16 protein-coding genes are annotated in these 16027 nt (G+C 75.7%); 10 read left to right on the forward strand and 6 right to left on the reverse strand.

Features of this window, described 5'->3' with window-relative positions; genetic code table 11:
• From ACI789_RS04530 to ACI789_RS04545, 4 genes are all read left to right on the forward strand, one after another.
• Positions 1 to 596, forward strand: a 596-nt coding sequence (locus ACI789_RS04530; RefSeq protein WP_457006926.1) for a phosphopantetheine-binding protein, incomplete at its 5' end; no start/stop codon positions are given.
• Positions 597 to 622: 26 nt separating this feature from the next.
• A complete protein-coding gene (locus ACI789_RS04535; protein WP_457006927.1) occupies positions 623 to 1615 on the forward strand; it encodes a TauD/TfdA family dioxygenase in 993 nt (330 codons plus the stop codon).
• Positions 1612 to 2640, forward strand: a complete 1029-nt coding sequence (gene sbnB / locus ACI789_RS04540) for a 2,3-diaminopropionate biosynthesis protein SbnB (protein ID WP_457006928.1) — start codon at positions 1612 to 1614, stop codon at positions 2638 to 2640. Before ACI789_RS04535 ends, sbnB begins: the two co-directional genes overlap by 4 nt.
• Positions 2637 to 3437 carry a 4'-phosphopantetheinyl transferase family protein gene (locus ACI789_RS04545; RefSeq protein ID WP_457006929.1) on the forward strand — a complete coding sequence of 267 codons (801 nt, stop codon included), beginning with the start codon at positions 2637 to 2639 and terminating at the stop codon, positions 3435 to 3437. The genes sbnB and ACI789_RS04545 overlap by 4 nt, the downstream gene beginning before the upstream one ends.
• Here ACI789_RS04545 and ACI789_RS04550 read toward each other — a convergent pair.
• The 5 genes from ACI789_RS04550 to ACI789_RS04570 all read right to left on the reverse strand — a co-directional run bounded on the left by ACI789_RS04550 (position 3383) and on the right by ACI789_RS04570 (position 10052).
• Positions 3383 to 5056 carry an alpha-amylase family protein gene (locus ACI789_RS04550; RefSeq protein WP_457006930.1) on the reverse strand — a complete coding sequence of 558 codons (1674 nt, stop codon included), beginning with the start codon at positions 5054 to 5056 and terminating at the stop codon, positions 3383 to 3385. The genes ACI789_RS04545 and ACI789_RS04550 overlap by 55 nt on opposite strands.
• Positions 5057 to 5139: 83 nt before the next feature.
• Positions 5140 to 5670 (reverse strand): GNAT family N-acetyltransferase, encoded by a 531-nt coding sequence (locus tag ACI789_RS04555; RefSeq protein ID WP_457006931.1) that lies wholly within the window; start codon positions 5668 to 5670, stop codon positions 5140 to 5142.
• Positions 5671 to 5713: 43 nt separating this feature from the next.
• On the reverse strand, positions 5714 to 5884 hold the full coding sequence (locus ACI789_RS04560) for a hypothetical protein (protein WP_456919377.1): 171 nt from the start codon (positions 5882 to 5884) through the stop codon (positions 5714 to 5716).
• Positions 5885 to 5972: 88 nt separating this feature from the next.
• Positions 5973 to 8843 carry a TIGR03885 family FMN-dependent LLM class oxidoreductase gene (locus ACI789_RS04565; protein ID WP_457006932.1) on the reverse strand — a complete coding sequence of 957 codons (2871 nt, stop codon included), beginning with the start codon at positions 8841 to 8843 and terminating at the stop codon, positions 5973 to 5975.
• Positions 8844 to 9134: 291 nt separating this feature from the next.
• On the reverse strand, positions 9135 to 10052 hold the full coding sequence (locus ACI789_RS04570; protein WP_457006933.1) for a helix-turn-helix domain-containing protein: 918 nt from the start codon (positions 10050 to 10052) through the stop codon (positions 9135 to 9137).
• On the opposite strand from ACI789_RS04570, the gene malQ reads away from it, so the two are divergent.
• The 5 genes from malQ (at position 10051) to ACI789_RS04595 (ending at position 13946) form a co-directional block, all read left to right on the forward strand.
• Positions 10051 to 11982, forward strand: coding sequence for a 4-alpha-glucanotransferase (gene malQ, locus ACI789_RS04575; protein ID WP_457006934.1), 1932 nt, complete (start codon positions 10051 to 10053; stop codon positions 11980 to 11982). The genes ACI789_RS04570 and malQ overlap by 2 nt on opposite strands.
• A gap of 85 nt (positions 11983 to 12067) precedes the next feature.
• Positions 12068 to 12364, forward strand: a complete 297-nt coding sequence (locus ACI789_RS04580; protein WP_457006935.1) for a hypothetical protein — start codon at positions 12068 to 12070, stop codon at positions 12362 to 12364.
• A 73-nt stretch (positions 12365 to 12437) separates the two neighbouring features.
• On the forward strand, positions 12438 to 12638 hold the full coding sequence (locus tag ACI789_RS04585) for a hypothetical protein (protein WP_456919371.1): 201 nt from the start codon (positions 12438 to 12440) through the stop codon (positions 12636 to 12638).
• A gap of 28 nt (positions 12639 to 12666) precedes the next feature.
• Positions 12667 to 13125 (forward strand): hypothetical protein, encoded by a 459-nt coding sequence (locus ACI789_RS04590; protein ID WP_457006936.1) that lies wholly within the window; start codon positions 12667 to 12669, stop codon positions 13123 to 13125.
• Complete coding sequence (locus ACI789_RS04595) at positions 13113 to 13946, forward strand: DUF998 domain-containing protein (protein WP_457006937.1); 834 nt, start codon at positions 13113 to 13115, stop codon at positions 13944 to 13946. The genes ACI789_RS04590 and ACI789_RS04595 overlap by 13 nt, the downstream gene beginning before the upstream one ends.
• Before the next feature lie 61 nt (positions 13947 to 14007).
• On the opposite strand, the gene ACI789_RS04600 is transcribed toward ACI789_RS04595, so the two are convergent.
• Positions 14008 to 15012: an Acg family FMN-binding oxidoreductase gene (locus tag ACI789_RS04600; protein WP_457006938.1), complete on the reverse strand. Its 1005-nt coding sequence runs from the start codon at positions 15010 to 15012 to the stop codon at positions 14008 to 14010.
• Between the two features lie 110 nt (positions 15013 to 15122).
• Between ACI789_RS04600 and ACI789_RS04605 the strand changes: the two genes are divergently transcribed.
• On the forward strand, positions 15123 to 16004 hold the full coding sequence (locus ACI789_RS04605) for a universal stress protein (RefSeq protein ID WP_457006939.1): 882 nt from the start codon (positions 15123 to 15125) through the stop codon (positions 16002 to 16004).
• Positions 16005 to 16027: the final 23 nt, after the last annotated feature.

Raw genomic sequence — 16027 nt, forward strand, 5'->3', positions numbered from 1 at the left:
CCGACGGCAAGCTGGAGTTCCTCGGCCGCCGCGACAGCCAGGTCAAGATCGCCGGTTTCCGGATCGAGATCGGCGAGATCGAGAACACCCTGCTGCGCACGCCGGGCGTCCGCGACGGCGCGGTGGTGGTCGCCGAGGCGGCCGACCACAGCCGGCACCTGGTCGCCTTCTACACCGGCGACCGGGCGGTCGAGGCGGACCTGCTGCGCGCGCGGATCGCCGCCGCGCTGCCGCCGTACATGGTGCCCAAGGCCTTCCACTGGCGGGACCGGCTGCCGCTGACCACCAACGGCAAGATCGACAAGAAGGCGCTCACCGCCCTCGCCGCGGACCTCGCCGCCGCCGAGGCCGAGCACAGCAGCCCGCGCACCGCCACCGAGCGCCGGCTGGCCGCGGCGTGGGCCCGGGTGCTGGGCATCGGCGAGGACCAGATCGGCCGCGCCGACTCCTTCTTCGACCGCGGCGGCACCTCCCTGTCCGCGGTGAAGCTCGCCATCGCCCTCGACCGCGCCGTCACCCTGCCCGAGCTCATGGCCCACCCCGTCCTCGCCGACCTCGCCGCCCTCGTCGACGAGAAGACCGGCGCCCCGGCCTGACCGTCCCCTCTCGCTAAGGAGCACCGATGTCCTCCCTCTCCCCGGGCGCGCTGCTCGACGTCGCGCAGCACCCCGGCCGGCCGCCCCTGCTCCAGGTCGACGGGTCCGGCGACCCGGCCGGCTGGGTCGCCGCGCACCGGGACGCCGTGCGCGCGGCGGTCACCGAGCACGGCGCGCTGCTCGTCCGCGGCCTCGGCCTGGCCGACGCCGGCACCGTGGCCGCGGTGTGCGACCGGCTGGCCGACCGGCTGATGCCGGAGCTGGAGGCGTTCGCGCCCCGCGAGCCGGCGGTCGACGGCGTGTACTCGGCCACGCCCTGGCCGGCGAACCAGCAGATGTGCATGCACCACGAGCTCAGCTACACCGAGCAGTTCCCCGGGCTGCTGCTGTTCGCCTGCCTGACCCCGCCCACCACCGGCGGTGCGACCGGCCTGGCCGACGCGCCGTCCGTGCTGGCCGCGCTGCCCCCGGACCTGGTGGCGCGGTTCGAGCAGGAGGGCTGGCTGCTGGTGCGCAGCTACAACGACGAGATCGGCGCCTCGGTGGCCGAGGCGTTCGGCACCGACGAGCGGGGCGCGGTGGAGGCCTACTGCCGCACGCACGACATCGAGTTCGAGTGGCAGCCCGACGGCGGGCTGCGCACCCGCCAGCGGCGCGGCGCCGTGGTCCGGCACCCGGTCACCGGGACGCGCTGCTGGTTCAACCAGGTCGCCTTCCTCAACGAGTGGACCCTCGCCCCCGAGATCCGCGAGTACCTCGTCGAGGTCTACGGCGAGGACGGCCTGCCGTTCACCACCCGCTTCGGCAACGGCGACCCGATCGGCGCCGACGTCGTGGCGACGATCAACGAGGTGTACGAGGGGGCGACGGTGCGGGAGCCGTGGCAGGCCGGGGACCTGCTGCTGGTGGACAACGTGCGCACCGCCCACGCCCGGGAGCCCTACGAGGGCCCGCGCGAGGTGCTCGCCGCGCTGGCCGACCCGATCCGGCGCTCCGACCTGCCCGGGGAGTCCCGGTGACCGCCGCGGTGCCCCCGTTCGCGGTGGTGCCCGGGGCACAGGTCAGCGCGGTCCTGCAGGGACGGGAGAAGCAGGTCGTCGAACTGGTCGAGGCCACCTACCGGGTGCACGGCGCCGGGGACTCGGTCAACCCGCCGTCCTACTTCCTGACCTTCCCCGACCGGCCCACCGCGCGGATCATCGCCCTGCCGGCCTCGATCGGCGGCGACGTCCGCGTCGACGGGCTGAAGTGGATCTCGAGCTTCCCGGACAACGTGGCCGCGGGCATCCCCCGGGCGTCGGCGGTCCTCATCCTCAACGACCACGACACCGGCTACCCGTTCGCCTGCATGGAGGCCTCGGTCATCAGCGCCACGCGGACCGCCGCGTCGGCGGCGGCCGCCGCCGACTGGCTCAGCCGCGGCCGGCCCCGGCCGACACGGGTCGGCTTCTTCGGGGTGGGCCTGATCGCCCGCTACATCCACACCTTCCTGGCCGGCACCGGGTGGGTCTTCGACGAGATCGGCGTCTTCGACCTCTCCCCCGACAGCACCGCCGGGTTCGGCTCCTACCTGAACTCGTCCGGCACGCCCGGCCGGGTCACCGTCCACGGCAGTGCGGAGGAGCTGATCCGCGGCAGCGACCTGGTGGTCTTCGCGACCATCGCCGGGGAGCCGCACGTCAGCGACCCGTCCTGGTTCGACCACGCCCCGCTGGTGCTGCACGTCTCGCTGCGCGACCTGGCCCCCGAGGTGCTGCTGCGCTCGGTCAACGTCGTGGACGACGTCGAGCACTGCCTCAAGGCGAACACCTCCCCGCACCTGGTCGAGCAGCTCACCGGCAGCCGGGACTTCCTCGCGGGCACGCTGGCCGAGGTTATGGCCGGGCAGGTGGAGATCCCGGCCGACCGCCCGGTGGTCTTCTCCCCCTTCGGCCTCGGGGTGCTCGACCTCGCCGTCGGCAAGTACGTCTACGACGAGGTGGTCCGCGCCGGCGACCTGCGGGTCGTCGACGACTTCTTCTCCGAGCTGCGCCGGTACGGATGAGTCTGCCGGGCCGGCAGGCCGCCGCTCTGGCCGCGGGCGGCCTCCGGCCCGGCGCGGTCCAGGTGTGGTGGGCGGCGACGAGCACGCTGCGGCCGGAGCACGACGTGCTGCTCGCCCCCGCCGACCTCGAGCGACGGGCGCGGCTGGCCCGCGCCGAGGACCGGCAGCGCAGCACCGCGGCCGCGGCCGTGGTCCGCGCGGTCCTGGGCACCGCCCTCGCCGTGCACCCGGCCGAGCTGGGGATCGACCGGACCTGCCCGGAGTGCGGCGCCGCGCACGGCAAGCCGCGGCTGCGCGACGCCCCCGAGGTGCACCTGTCGGTCAGCCACTCGGGCAGCTGCGTCGTGGTCGCCGTCCAGGCCGGCTCCCCGGTGGGCGTGGACGTCGAGGAGGTCGGCCGCTTCGACCCCCGCGAGCTCGACGAGCTCGCCGAGGCGGTCCTCGCCGCCGAGGAGCGCGACCAGCTGGCCCGCCGTCCGGCGGCCGCGCGGGCGCAGGCCTTCACCACCTACTGGACGCGCAAGGAGGCGGTGCTCAAGGCGACCGGGCAGGGCCTCGGCGCGACGCTGGACGAGCTGGTCGTCTCCGCCCCGTCGGAGCCCCCGCGTGTGCTCCGGTGGGCCGGCGCCGGCGCGGTGTGGCTGCGCGACCTGCCCGCCCCGCCGGGTTTCGCGGGGGCGTTGGCCGGTCTGGGGTCGCCGCCGGCCGAGGTGGCGCACCGCGACGCTGGGCTGCTGCTGGATCAGACCAGCCGGCGGCTGTCCGGGGCCACCACGCGCAGCCAGCGGTACCCGTAGCCGTCGAGAGCCAACTCCACCCCGCCGTCCTCCCCGAGCTGCTCCTCGCCCGGCTGCAGGAGGTCGACCAGGCGGTGCTCGGCGCTGCAGTCGGCCAGCGTCAGGGGGACCTTCCGCGGCTCCGGGCCCAGGTTGTGGACGGCGACCAGCGCGCCGTCGTCCCAGGTGCACAGGTGGGCCAGCACCTCGGGGTGCGGCTGCTCGAGGATCGTGAAGGCGCCCCAGCCGAGCTCGGGTGACTCGCGGTAGCGGCGGATGAGCAGCTTCATGAACGACAGCAACGAGTCCGCGTCGTGCCGCTGGTCGGCGACGTTGACGAACTCGGGGGCGAACCCGCCGTCGACGACTGGGCCGGGCAGCCGGTCGGGGTCCTCGACGGTCGAGAAGCCGCCGTGCGGGCCCGACGTCCACTGCATCGGCGTCCGGACGGCGAGCCGGCCCTCGGCGTCGAGGTCCTCCCCCATGCCGATCTCCTCGCCGTAGAACAGCACCGGGGTGCCGGGCAGGGAGAACAGCAGGCTGTAGACCATCCGGATGCGCCGCGGGTCGCCGTCCAGCATCGGCGGCAGCCGCCGGCGCAGGCCCCGGCCGTAGACCTGCATCCGCTCCTCGGGGCCGAACGCGGCGAAGACCTCCTGGCGCTCCTCGTCGCTGAGCTTGTCGAGGGTGAGCTCGTCGTGGTTGCGGACGAAGGTGGCCCACTGGCTGTCCGGGTTGACCGACGGCCGCCCGGTGAGCGCGGTGGCCAGCGGCCCGGCGTCCTCCCGGGCCAGGGAGAGGTAGAGCGCCTGCATGCCGATGAAGTCGAACAGCATGGTCAGCTCGTCGCCGTCGGCGCCGCCGAAGAACTCCGCCTGCTGCTCGTGCGGGAGGTTCACCTCGCCGAGCAGGATGCCGTCGCCGGTGCGGCGGCCGAGGAACGAGCGCAGGTCGCGCAGGTACTCGTGCGGGTCCGGGAGCTTCTCGGCGTCCTCCGGCTGCACCTCCAGGAAGAACGGGACGGCGTCGACGCGGAAGCCGGACAGGCCCAGCTGCAGCCAGAAGCCCATGATCTTGGCGACCTCGTCGCGGACCCGCGGGTCGGTGACGTTCAGGTCGGGCTGCTGCTTGTAGAAGCGGTGCTGGTACCACTCGCCGGTCGGCTCGTTGAAGGTCCAGGTGCTGTCCTCCTGGTCGGGGAAGACGACCTGGTCGGAGGTGTCCGGCGGCTCGTCGTCCCGCCACACGTAGAAGTCGTGGAACGGGTCGTCCCGGCTCTGGCGGGCGCGCTGGAACCACGGGTGCTGGATCGAGGTGTGGTTGACCACCAGGTCGACGATGACCCGCATGCCGCGGTCGTTCGCCGTCCGGACGACCTCCACCAGGTCGCCGTGGGTGCCCAGCCGTGGGTCGACGCCGTAGAAGTCGGTGATGTCGTAGCCGTCGTCCCGCTCGGCGGTCGGGTAGAAGGGCATCAGCCACAAGCAGGTGACGCCGAGGTCGGCGAGGTGGTCGATCCGCTGGGCGAGGCCGGCGAAGTCGCCGCAGCCGTCGCCGTTCCAGTCCAGGTAGGTCTCGACGTCCAGGCAGTAGACGACGGCGGTCTTCCACCAGAGGTCGCTCGTGTCCGTGATCCGCATGCCGGCGTCCTCTCGCTGGGGTGTGCCGCCGTCGTGTGTCGTCGTGTCGTCGTGTCGTCGTGTCGTCGTGTGTGTCGTCGTCCCTACCGGACGCCGGGCCCGTCGGCCAGCCGCTGGAACAGCACGTGGTCGCGCCACTCCCCCGCGATGCGCAGGTAGCGCCGGGCGAGGCCGATCCGCTCGAAGCCGTTGCGCTCCAGCACGCGCTGGGAGGCGAGGTTGTCGACCAGCGTGCCGGCCTCCAGCCGGTGCAGGCCGGCCTCGCCGAACGCGATCCCCACCATGGCGGCCGCCGCGGCCGTGGCGACCCCGCGGCCGCCTGCCTCCTCGGCGACCCAGTAGCCGAGGTTGCCGGACTGCAGCGGACCGCGGACGACGTTGCTCACCGTGACTCGGCCGACGAGTTCGCCGTCGAGCAGGACGACGCCGGGGATGGCCGTGCCCTGGGCGTGCTGCTCCAGGAGGCGGGCGACCTCGTGGCGCTGGAAGTCCTCGGTGAAGTACTCGTCGGGGCGGTCGGGGCTGGTCGGCGCGAGGAACACGCGGTTGGCCCCCAGCAGCCCGGTGAGGGCCGGGACGTCGTCCTCGGTCAGGGTGCGCACGGTGACGGACACGCCGTCGCACCCTAGGCCGCGCCGGCGTCGGGCTGCCGCCGGCTCACTCGCCGAGCTTCTCCAGCAGGACGGCCACGCGCACGCGGGCCTCGGCGAGCCCGGGCCGGCCGGACCACGCGTGGTGGTTGAGCAGCGCCGCGGCCTGCCGCAGCTCTGGCGCCGACAACGCCTCGCCGGTGTTGACCAGCCGGATCACGTCGTCCACGTCGGTCATGCCGTCCCCGTCCCCCGCGCGCCGTCCGCCGTCCGATCCCTGTTCGGCCTGCGGACCGCCGGCGGATGCACGCCGGCGGGCTCCCTGCTCAGGGCAGGACGGCGGGCTGCGGCTCCTGGTGCGGCCGCAGCGGGTCGGCCGGGCCCGGAGGGTCGATCGCCACGGCGGGCGCAGGCGCGGTGACGTCGAGCCGCGGCAGCACGTGCTCGCCGAAGGCGTCGAGGAAGCCGATCTGCTCCTTGCCGACGTGGTGCAGGTAGACCTGGTCGAAGCCGAGGTCGACGTACTCCTGGATCCACGCGGCGTGCTGTCCGAGGTCGGCGGAGATGCGCACGGCCTGGCCGACCGCCTCCGGGGTCACGTGGGCACTGGCCTGGTCGAAGGCGCGGGTCGTGTCGAGGTCCCAGCACAGCGGGGGCGGGAAGACGTTGCTGCGCCACTGGTCGTGCGCGATGGCCACGGCGCGGTCGGGGTCGGGGTCCCAGCTGACGTGCACCTGGATGGTGAGCGTGCCCTGGCCACCGGCGTCCCGGTACTCGCCGATGATCTTGCGGAGGGTGTCGTGCGGCTGGTTGATGGTGACCAGGCCGTCGGCCCACTCGGCGTGCCGGCGGGCGGTGGCGGCGGTGACGGCGGGCGCGATGAGCGCCGGCTGCTGCTCGGGGAGGGTCCAGATGCGGGCCCGGTCGACGGTGACCAGGCCCTCGTGGCTGACCTCCTCGCCGGCCAGCAGCGCGCGGATGACGTCGACGCACTCGCGCAGCCGGGCGTCCCGGATGTCCTTGCGCGGCCAGACGTGGCCGGTGACGTGCTCGTTCATCGCCTCACCCGACCCCAGGGCCACCCAGAACCGGCCGGGGAACATCGCGCCGAGGGTGGCGATGGCCTGAGCGACGATCACCGGGTGGTAGCGCTGGCCGGGGGCGTTGACCGCGCCGAACGGCAGGCCGGTCGTCGCGAGGGCGGCACCGAGCCAGGACCACGCGAAGCCCGAGTGCCCCTGCCGCTCGTTCCACGGCTCGAGGTGGTCGGAGCACATCGCGGCGGTGAACCCGACCTGCTCGGCGTGCTGCACCGCGCGCAGCAGTTCGGCGGGGTGCACCTGCTCGTGCGAGTTGTGGAAGCCGATCACCGTCATGCGCGGCCCACTACCCCGGGTTCCCCGGCGTCTACCTGCGTCGTCGACGGCGACCGCCGGGCCCCAGTTCTGCAGCGTCCGGCCGGTCCGGTCCGGCACCGGCAGTCCGCGGCGGGTGGGCGTGCTCGCCGTGGGGTGGGTGGGCCGGGTCAGAAGGGTGGTGGGTCGTCGGCGGGGTCGGGCGTCGGTGGCAGCTGTGGTGGGGGTTGGGCGAGGACGCGGGGTCCGGTGAGGGGTAGTGCGGGCCGGTCGGTGCCCGGTGGCCGGCTGACCCTGGTCACGGCGCTGGGGGTGGTGACCGAGAGGACGCCGTCGGCGCTCAGGGCGTAGGTCCAGCCGCGGGCGAAGGTCTTGAGCCGGTGGTGGCGCCGGCACAGGCAGCACAGGTTCTCCCAGGCGGTGCGTCCGCCGCAGCCGTGCGGGGTGACGTGGTCCAGATCCGCCCAGCCGGCCTTGTTGGCACAACCGGGGTGCCGGCAGGTGCGGTCGCGGGCCTGCAGCCAGCGGCGCTGGGCCGCGGTGGGCGCGTAGCCGTCGGTCGGTGCGGGCCGGCCCAGCAGCGCACACCGGCAGTCGCCGGCTTCTGTGCCGTCGGTGGGGGTGGGTGGGGCAGCCGCGGCGGGCCAGCCGCTGCAGCTCGGCGCGGGTGGTGGTGGCCAGCAGCCCGCCGGCGGCGTCGGTGAGCGCCACGGTCAGCGTGCCGCCGGCCGGCGCCTGCAGCCCGCCGGGGCAGACCGCGTCCAACTGGGCGAGCAGTGCGCGCAGGTGGGCGGCGGTGATCGGCTGCCCGTCGACCTCGCCGGTCGGCGCCGGCACCGCGCCCGGCCGGGCCCACGCCGGCGCACCGGCGTTGCCGTCGTCGTCGGTCTGCGGCCGCGCCCACGCCGCCGGCACCGGGCCGCCGTCGGCGAGGAAGCGGGCCGGGGTGAGCGCGTCGAGGGGGGCGGTGACGGTCAGCTGCGCGGTCACCGGCTCCCGCCCGGCCTCCCACGGCCGCAGCACCAGATCGGCCAGCGCACCCACCCGCAGCATCCCCAGCGGCCGCTCCTCGCCGGCGGTCTTCGCCGCGCGGGCCAGGCCGTCGACCACGCCGCGGCAGGCGGTGGCCAGCTCGTGCGGCATCTTGGCCACCAGCTCCGACATGCCATCCCCGACCGGGCGCACCACCACGTTCGCCCCCCGCTGCGCGTCCGTGCGGCGCCGGTCGGCCGCCTCCGCGTCGCGGGCGGCCAGCTCGGCGGCCACCACCGCCTTGAGCCGGCGGATCGACAGCTCCCCGGCGCGGGGCAGCACCGCCGCCTCCACGGCCGCCAGGATCGCCGGATCGGTGGCCCGCGCCTTCCACCACAGCTCGGCGGCGATCGCCCGGGCCCGCGGCCAGTCCAGCCGCCCCTCGGCCAGCGCCGCCCGCGTCCCCGGCAACGTCTGCGTCAACGCCGCGGCCTGGTCGATCAGGCAGGTGGCCGCGGCGCGGGAGGTGTTGAGCACCAACGCCAACTCGTCGGCGAAGAACTCCGACACACCCGCCGGCTGCCCCGGCCCCCGCTGCGCGTCCGCGGCGGCACCGGGCTGCCCGGGCCGCCGGTCGTGCGTGTCGGGCCGGTCGGCGGCCAACCCCGCGATCAGATCGAGCTTGTACGCGGCCAGCATGCCCTCCAGCTGCTGCAGGCGCTGCAGCTCGGCGGCCTTCTCCTCCGGGCTGCGGGCGTGCACCGGCAACGCATCGGACAGCTGCACCGGCACCGGGTCCACCGGGATGCCGGCCGGCAGCTCGAGTGGGGCCACCGTCAGCCCCACCCCGAACCCGCTGCCACCGAACACGCCCTCAACCTAGGCCGGGGGTACGACAATTCCGGCCTCTCACCAGGGAAGACGTCCGACCGGAATTCGGAAGTCCGTCAGCGCCCGCACCGTCAGGCGAGCAGTTCGGCGACCCAGGAAGGGATGGTCGCGACGTCGGGACGAGCGCGCTGGCTCACTCTGCACGTCCGCCGTCGGGTCCGCGCAGCCGATGCGTCTGTCGTTCGCCAGGGCAGCTGCCCGTACCGGACGCCGTCAGTCGAGCCACACCACCTGGCAGACGCGGACAGCGGCCACCGCGACACCACCGCGTCAGTTGCCCGCGCGCAGGGCGCCGATCCACCACTCCACCGCCGGCACGGACGGCTCGAACGGCGGCCACCCGTTGAGGACGCCGAGCAGCTGCCAGTAGCGCTCGACCCGGGCGTCGGTGAAGGTGGCCAGCCGGTCGGCCAGCTCGCGGCGCCGGCCCGGGCCTCCCGGCCGCCCGTCGGCCAGCAGCTCGGTGACCAGCGCCTCGGCCTCCGGCGTCCCGGCCACGACGCCCGCGGCCAGCGCGTCCCGGCCCAGCGCCACCAGGCGCCCCGCGTCCACCGCCGAGGCGTCGGGGTCCTCCGGGGTGGCCGCGGCGCCGGCCAGCGCCATCTCGCGCACCCGGTCGGCGAAGGCCGGCTCGGCCACCAGGCGCGCGAGCTCCAGCCACGCGCCGATCTGCTCGGGGGTCGGCTCCTCGGGCAGCTCGGCCGGCAGCGTCCGCATGCCCCCGGCGATCCCGGCGCCCGGGGCGTCCTCGGGGACGCCGGCGAAGGCCCGCGCCACGAAGTCGTCGATCAGCTGCTGCCGCTCCCGCGCCGACAGCGTCGCCAGGTCGTGCACGAGCCCCATCTCCTCCGTCGTCGTCCCGGCCGCGGCCAGGACCCGCAGCAGGGTCCGGCGCAGCCGCAGCAGCCGGATCTCGGCGTCCAGCGCGCGCACGTGCTCGGCCGCCACCTCGGCGACCGTGCGCCGCCGGGCCAGCAGCTCGCGGATGGCCGGCAGGCCCAGGCCCAGCTCCCGGAGCGTGCGGACCAGGTCCAGCCGGGCCACCGCGGCGGCGTCGTACAGGCGGTAGCCCCCGGCCGAGCGCACCGGTGGGTCGACCAGCCCCTCGTCGGACCAGAAGCGCACCGTCCGGACCGGGACGCCGATCCGGTCGGCCAGCCGGCCGATCGTGAGCACGTCGTCGTCCATGCCGTCACTCTGGACCCTCCCGCCGCTGGAGGGTCCAGACGGAGAGCGGCACCACTCACCCCCTGCCGTGTGGGCGGCGGGTGCGCTGGGGAGTATCGGAGGCGTGACGCGCACGCCGACGGACGAGTGGGGCATCGACGCCAGCTGGCTGGACGCCCTCGACGAGGAACACCAGGTCGACCAGGCCACCATCGAGCGACTGCGGGAGGTGATCGGCACACCGCCGGCCGACCTGGAGGACCGCGCCCCGATCGTGGCCCGCCCCGGCGACGCGCTGGAGGTGGACGAGGCCGAGGTGACGCTCGAGGACGGCACCACCCGGCACGTCGACGGCGAGCTGCCCGACGACTTCCCGCTGGGTTACCACTGGCTCCAGGCACCCGGCGGGCACCGCCGGCGGCTGATCGTCTCCCCGGGCCGCTGCTGGCTGCCCGACGACCGCGCCTGGGGCTGGGCCGTGCAGCTCTACGCCACGCGCAGCCGGCGCAGCTGGGGCATCGGCGACCTCGCCGACCTGCGCGCCGTCCGCGAGATGGCCGCCGCCCAGGGAGCCGGGTTCGTCCTGATCAACCCGCTGCACGCCGTCGCCCCCACGCCGCAGCAGGAGGCCAGCCCCTACCTGCCGGCCACCCGCCGGTTCCGCAACCCGGTGTACCTGCGGGTCGACGAGGTACCCGGCGCCGAGGACGCCGCGGACGACGCCGGCCGCGACCTCGGCGAGACCGAGCTCATCGACCGGGACGCGATCTGGGCCCGCAAGCGCGAGGTGCTGCGCCGGGTCTTCGACGCCGCCGGCCGCGACGACCCCGCCTTCCCCGACTGGTGGTGGCACCAGGGGCAGAAGCTGCAGGACTGGGCCACCTGGTGCGCCCTGGCCGACGCGCACGGTCCCGACTGGCACGCCTGGCCCGAGGAGCTGCGCGACCCCCGCAGCGACGCCGTCGCCCGCTTCGTCGCCGACCACGAGCGGGACGTCGCCTTCCACGCCTGGCTGCAGTGGTGCCTGCACGTGCAGCTGGAGCGGGCGACCGAGGGCATGACCGTCATCCAGGACCTCCCCATCGGCGTCGCCGGCGGCGGGGCCGACGCCTGGACCTGGCAGGACGTCCTCGCCGACGGCGCCTCCGTGGGGGCGCCGCCGGACGCCTTCAACGCCCAGGGGCAGGACTGGGGCTCGCCGCCGCTCATCCCGTGGCAGCTGCGTGCGGCCGACTACGAGCCGTTCATCGAGTCGATCCGGGCCACGATGGCCGGCGCCGGCGGCCTGCGCATCGACCACGTCATGGGCCTGTTCCGGCTGTGGTGGGTGCCCCAGGGTGAGAGCCCCGCGGACGGCGCCTACGTGCGCTACCCGGCCGAGGACCTGCTCGACATCGTCGCGCTGGAGAGCACCCGGGCGCAGGCGGTCGTCGTCGGCGAGGACCTCGGCACGGTCGAGGACGGCGTCCGCGAGGCGCTGGCCGAGCACGGGATCCTCAGCTACCGGCTGCTGTGGTTCGAGGAGGACGAGCCCGTGCAGTGGCCGGAGACGGCGATGGCCGCGGTCACCACGCACGACCTGCCCACCGTGGCGGGGCTGTGGACCGGGGCGGACGTCGAGGAGCAGCGTGAGTACGGCACCGGCACGGACGAGGAGCTCGAGCAGGGCCGCCGCTCGCTGCTGGAGAAGCTCGACGGCGTCCGGTCGAACGCCGAGCCGGAGACGGCGGTGAGGCGGGCGCACGAGCGGCTGGCCACGGCGCCGTCCCTGCTGCTGTCGGCCACGCTGGACGACGCGGTCGCCGAGCGGCGCCGGCCCAACATGCCCGGCACCACCGACCGGCCCAACTGGTCCCTGCCGTTGCCGGTGGCCGTCGAGGAGCTGCCCGACCACCCGCTGCTGCAGGCCGTGGCCCAGACCCTCGGCGACGCGGTCCGGAAGAGCTCCTAGCCGCGACGGGCGCTCCGCGGACGACGCGCGGGGCGCCCGTCGCCTCCTGTCGAACAGGCGTTCGACCTCGTGCGACACTTCCCGCGTGGCTGGCGGCATGCACCCGGGGCGGTCGGGCCGCTCCCTCGGGGAGCGGGCGGCCTCGTCCGGGGTGACGCCGTCCGAGCCGGCTCGCTCGGCGGGGCGCCAGACCGAGGGCCGGGGCCGGCACTGCTGGGTGCACGACCCGCCCGGCGCGCCCGGGGTGTGGCCCGGGCTGCTCGTCGAGTGGCGGCAGGGCGAGGGCGGCTGGCAGGGCCGGGTGACGTACGCGGTGGCCGGTCCGCACGGTCCGCTGCTCGTCGAGGGCTGGGTGCCGGCGGCACTGCTGGAGCAACGTTGATCACGGTTGGCGCCCCGGCACCCTGGCTATGGCCCTCCGTGACGAGACGTCCCCGACGAAGCGGAGAACTGTCATGAGCGAGCCCGACCGCCCCAACCTCGACGACGTCATGGACACGACGGAGTCCGCGCCCCGCGACCGTGCGCAGCACGCCGGGGGCTACGACCGGCCCAACGACGACGCCCTCCAGCACCGCACCGAGCAGGAGCGGCAGCTGGTCGACTCCGACGACGCCGACCCCGCCGGTGCGGAGCAGCACTCCGCGACGGATTGACGGAGGCCGGGCGCCGTCCTCCGGGGCCATGACGAGCCGCCTCGCGCCGGGGGACGTCGCCTGCTGGGTGCTCAAGTCGACCCGGCCGCCCGACGCCATCGACCCCGGCTGGCCCGTCGGTGGCACCCGGGAGCTCACCCGCTGCGTGCGCCGCTCCTACCGGCTGGACCTCATGGCGCCGGGCCGGCCCTGCCTGCTGTGGGTCAGCGGCCGCACCGCGCCCGGCGTGCACGCGCTCGGCGAGCTGACCGCGGAGCCCGAGGAGCGCGACGGCGGCCCGGTGATCGCCGTCCGGCTGGTGCGGCTGGCCACCCCCGTGCCGCGGACCGACCTGCTCGCCGACCCCGCGGCCGCCCGCGCCGAGGTGCTGCGGATGCCGGCCGGCAGCAACCCCTCCTGGCTGTCGGCCGGCCAGTTCGCCGCCGTCCTGGCCCACCTGCCGCGCGACGGACGCGCCCAGGCGGAGCTGGGACCATGGCCTCCGTGACTCCCTCCCGGTACCGCTGGGGCGCGACCGCCTGGCTGCTGACCCTCCAGTTCTTCGTCGTCGAGACCGTCGTGCAGCTGCAGGCCGCCGGCTACTCCCGCGCCGACGACCTGATCAGCGACCTCGGGACGGCGGTCTCCCCCGGTCACCTGCTGATGAACGCCTCGTTCGTGGTCCAGGCGGCGCTCATCGGGGCCGGGGTGTGGCTGCTGCGCCCGGCGCTGACCGGTACCGGGGCCGTGGTGGCCACGGTCCTGCTCGGAGCGGCCGCCGTCGGCGTGCTGCTGGTGGGCCTGTTCCCCCTCGACGGCCAGACCACGCTGCACGGGGTCGGCGCGTGGCTCCACCTGGTCGGCGGCGGGGTCGGGCTCATCGCCCTGGCCTACGCCGTCCGGCCGCGGTCGGAGGCGCTGGGCACCACGCTGGCCCTGCTCGGCCTGGTCGGCACCGCGATGACGGTCTTCTTCGTCGCCGGGATCACCGGCTACCTCGGCGAGGGGGGCACCGAGCGCGCCGCCGCCTACGTGCTGCCCATCGGGCTCGCGCTCGCCGGCGCGGGCCTGTGGCGGCTGCGCGACCGCCCGGAGCGCCGGCCGGGCGCCACCGCGCCGTCGCGGCGGGAGCTGCGCGAGCAGGAACGGGCCGCCCGCGCCGAGCGGTCCCGCGAGCGCGACGCCGCGCTGGAGGCCGCGGCCTCGCGGACCGAGCGGCCGAGAACCGAGCAGTCGAGAACCGAGCAGACCCGCACGATGGCCCCCGCCGACCCGGACGACGACTTCGACCCCGACGACCCCTGGGCCTCCCCCGGCCGCCGCGACTGACGAGGCCCCCTGCAGGGGCCCGCCGCGAGCCGGCGAGCGGTGGGGGGCAGGGGGTCCTCTCTCAGCCGGCGAAGCGCAGCACGTCCGCCACCGGACGGCGCCCCGAGTGCGCCGCCCCCTCCGTCGACGGGTAGCCCATGCGCAGCAGCATCTGCGGATAGCCCACCAGCGACAGCCGGCTGCGCATCCGGGTGCGGGTCGACGGCCAGTCCAGCGCCTGGGTGAGCGGCGAGGCGGCCAGCCCCTCCGCGGTCGCGCGCAGCAGCAGCCGGCCCAGCGCCTGCCCGGACAGCAGCCACGCCGCCCGGTCGTCGCTGTCGGTGCCCAGCAGGACGACGGTGGGCCGCTCCACCGCCGGCGGAGGCGCGTCGGCCGCCCCCTCGGGCAGGAACGCGGAGTGGGCGCCCCGGCTGCCGACGACGAAGTCGCGGATCAGCCAGTTCGACGGCCGGGTGGCCGGGTCCTCGCTCAGGACGGCGTCGACCGGGACGCCGTCCACCGCGGCCGGGTCGGTGCGCAGCCAGCGCTCGAGCTCGGCGACGTACTCGGGGTCGCGCTGCTCCATCTCCTCGGCCCGCGAGATGAGGAAGACGGTGGCGACCTCCTCCTCCGACTCGGTGATCGGTTTGACCCACACGCCGTGCCGGCCCGCGTCGTTCTGCAGCCGGTCGACCAGGTCGGCCGGGACCGCCCGCGGCAGGAACGGTGCCCGCTCGGTGTGCCGCCGGTCGATCGCCTCGGCCAGCGCCCGGTCCTCCGCCGCGCTCTCCCGGGCAGCCCCCGCGCGCACGGTGGCCAGGTGGTCGGGGTCGGCCGGCTCGGGCAGCAGGTCGACCTCGGCCTCGACGCCGGCGGCGCGCAGGGCCACCGCGGCGAACTCGACCGCCACCCCGCAGCTGATCACCTGCTGCCGCCCGCTCGGGTCGAGCACGGGCAGCGCGCGCTCCCGGTCGAGGTGCACCTCCAGCCGGTCCTCGGCCGCGGTGAAGCGCCAGGGCTGGGTGTTGTGGATCGACGGCGCCCGGATCGCGGCCGCCACCACCGTCGTCCAGCCCTGTTCGTCCATCACTGCACCTCCGCACGGGTCGGCCGGTCGCCCCGTCCTGCCTACCCCATCGCCCACCGGGCCCGCACGTGACCTGCACGACGGGCTCCCCGGTCGGGGAAGATGTGGCCATGAGCGCCCCAGAACCCGGATGGTCCCTGCGCGTGCTGGTCGGCTACGACGGCTCTCCGAGCTCGGTCAACGCCATCGAGGCGGCGGCCTGCCTGCTGCCGTCGGCCACGGCCTCGGTCCTGCACCTGTGGGAGCCCCCGTTCACCTCCCCCGAGCTGCGGCAGCGGCTGGCCGGCCGCGCCGGGAACCTGCAGGCCCTCGGCGACCTGCTCGAGACGGAGGGCCGCGCCGAGGCCGAGCGGCTGGCCCGCAACGGCGTCTCGCTGGCCCGCGCCGCGGGCTGGGAGGCCCAGCCCCTCGTGAAGCGCACGTTCGGCGGTGACGGCTACCAGTTCGCGCGGACGGCGGAGGAGCAGGAGGCCGACCTGGTGGTCGTGGGGTCCCGCGGCCTCGGCCGCATCCGGGCCGCGCTCGGCAGCTTCTCCGAGCTGGTGGTGCAGGTCAGCCCGGTGCCGGTGCTCGTGGTCCCCTACCCGCTGACCACGGCCGAGTGGTCCGCGGCCGCCTCCGGGCCCGTCGTGGTCGGCACCGACGGCTCGGCCGGCGCGAAGCAGGCGATCGCGGCCGCCGAGCGCCTGTTCCCCGGCCGCCGGCGGCTGCTCGTGGCGGTGGCCGAGCCCGGCGAGGGCCCCGGCCCGGACGCCCCCGACGGCGCCGAGCTGCTCACCGTGCCCTGCGCCGGCCGGCCCGGCAGCGCCCGCGCCACCGCCTCGACGCTGGCCGAGACCGCGGTGCACCGCGGCGCGGGCCTCATCGTCGTCGGCACCCGGGGGCAGTCGGCCAGCAAGGAGATGCTGGTCGGGGGCGTCGCGCGGACCCTCCTGCACGGGGCTCACCGGCCGGTGCTGATCGTCCCCACCTCGCTGCCCGCGGAGGGCTGACCCCGCGCCGCCGGCCGCCCGAG

It is taken from the genome of Geodermatophilus sp. SYSU D00965 (assembly GCF_054050075.1).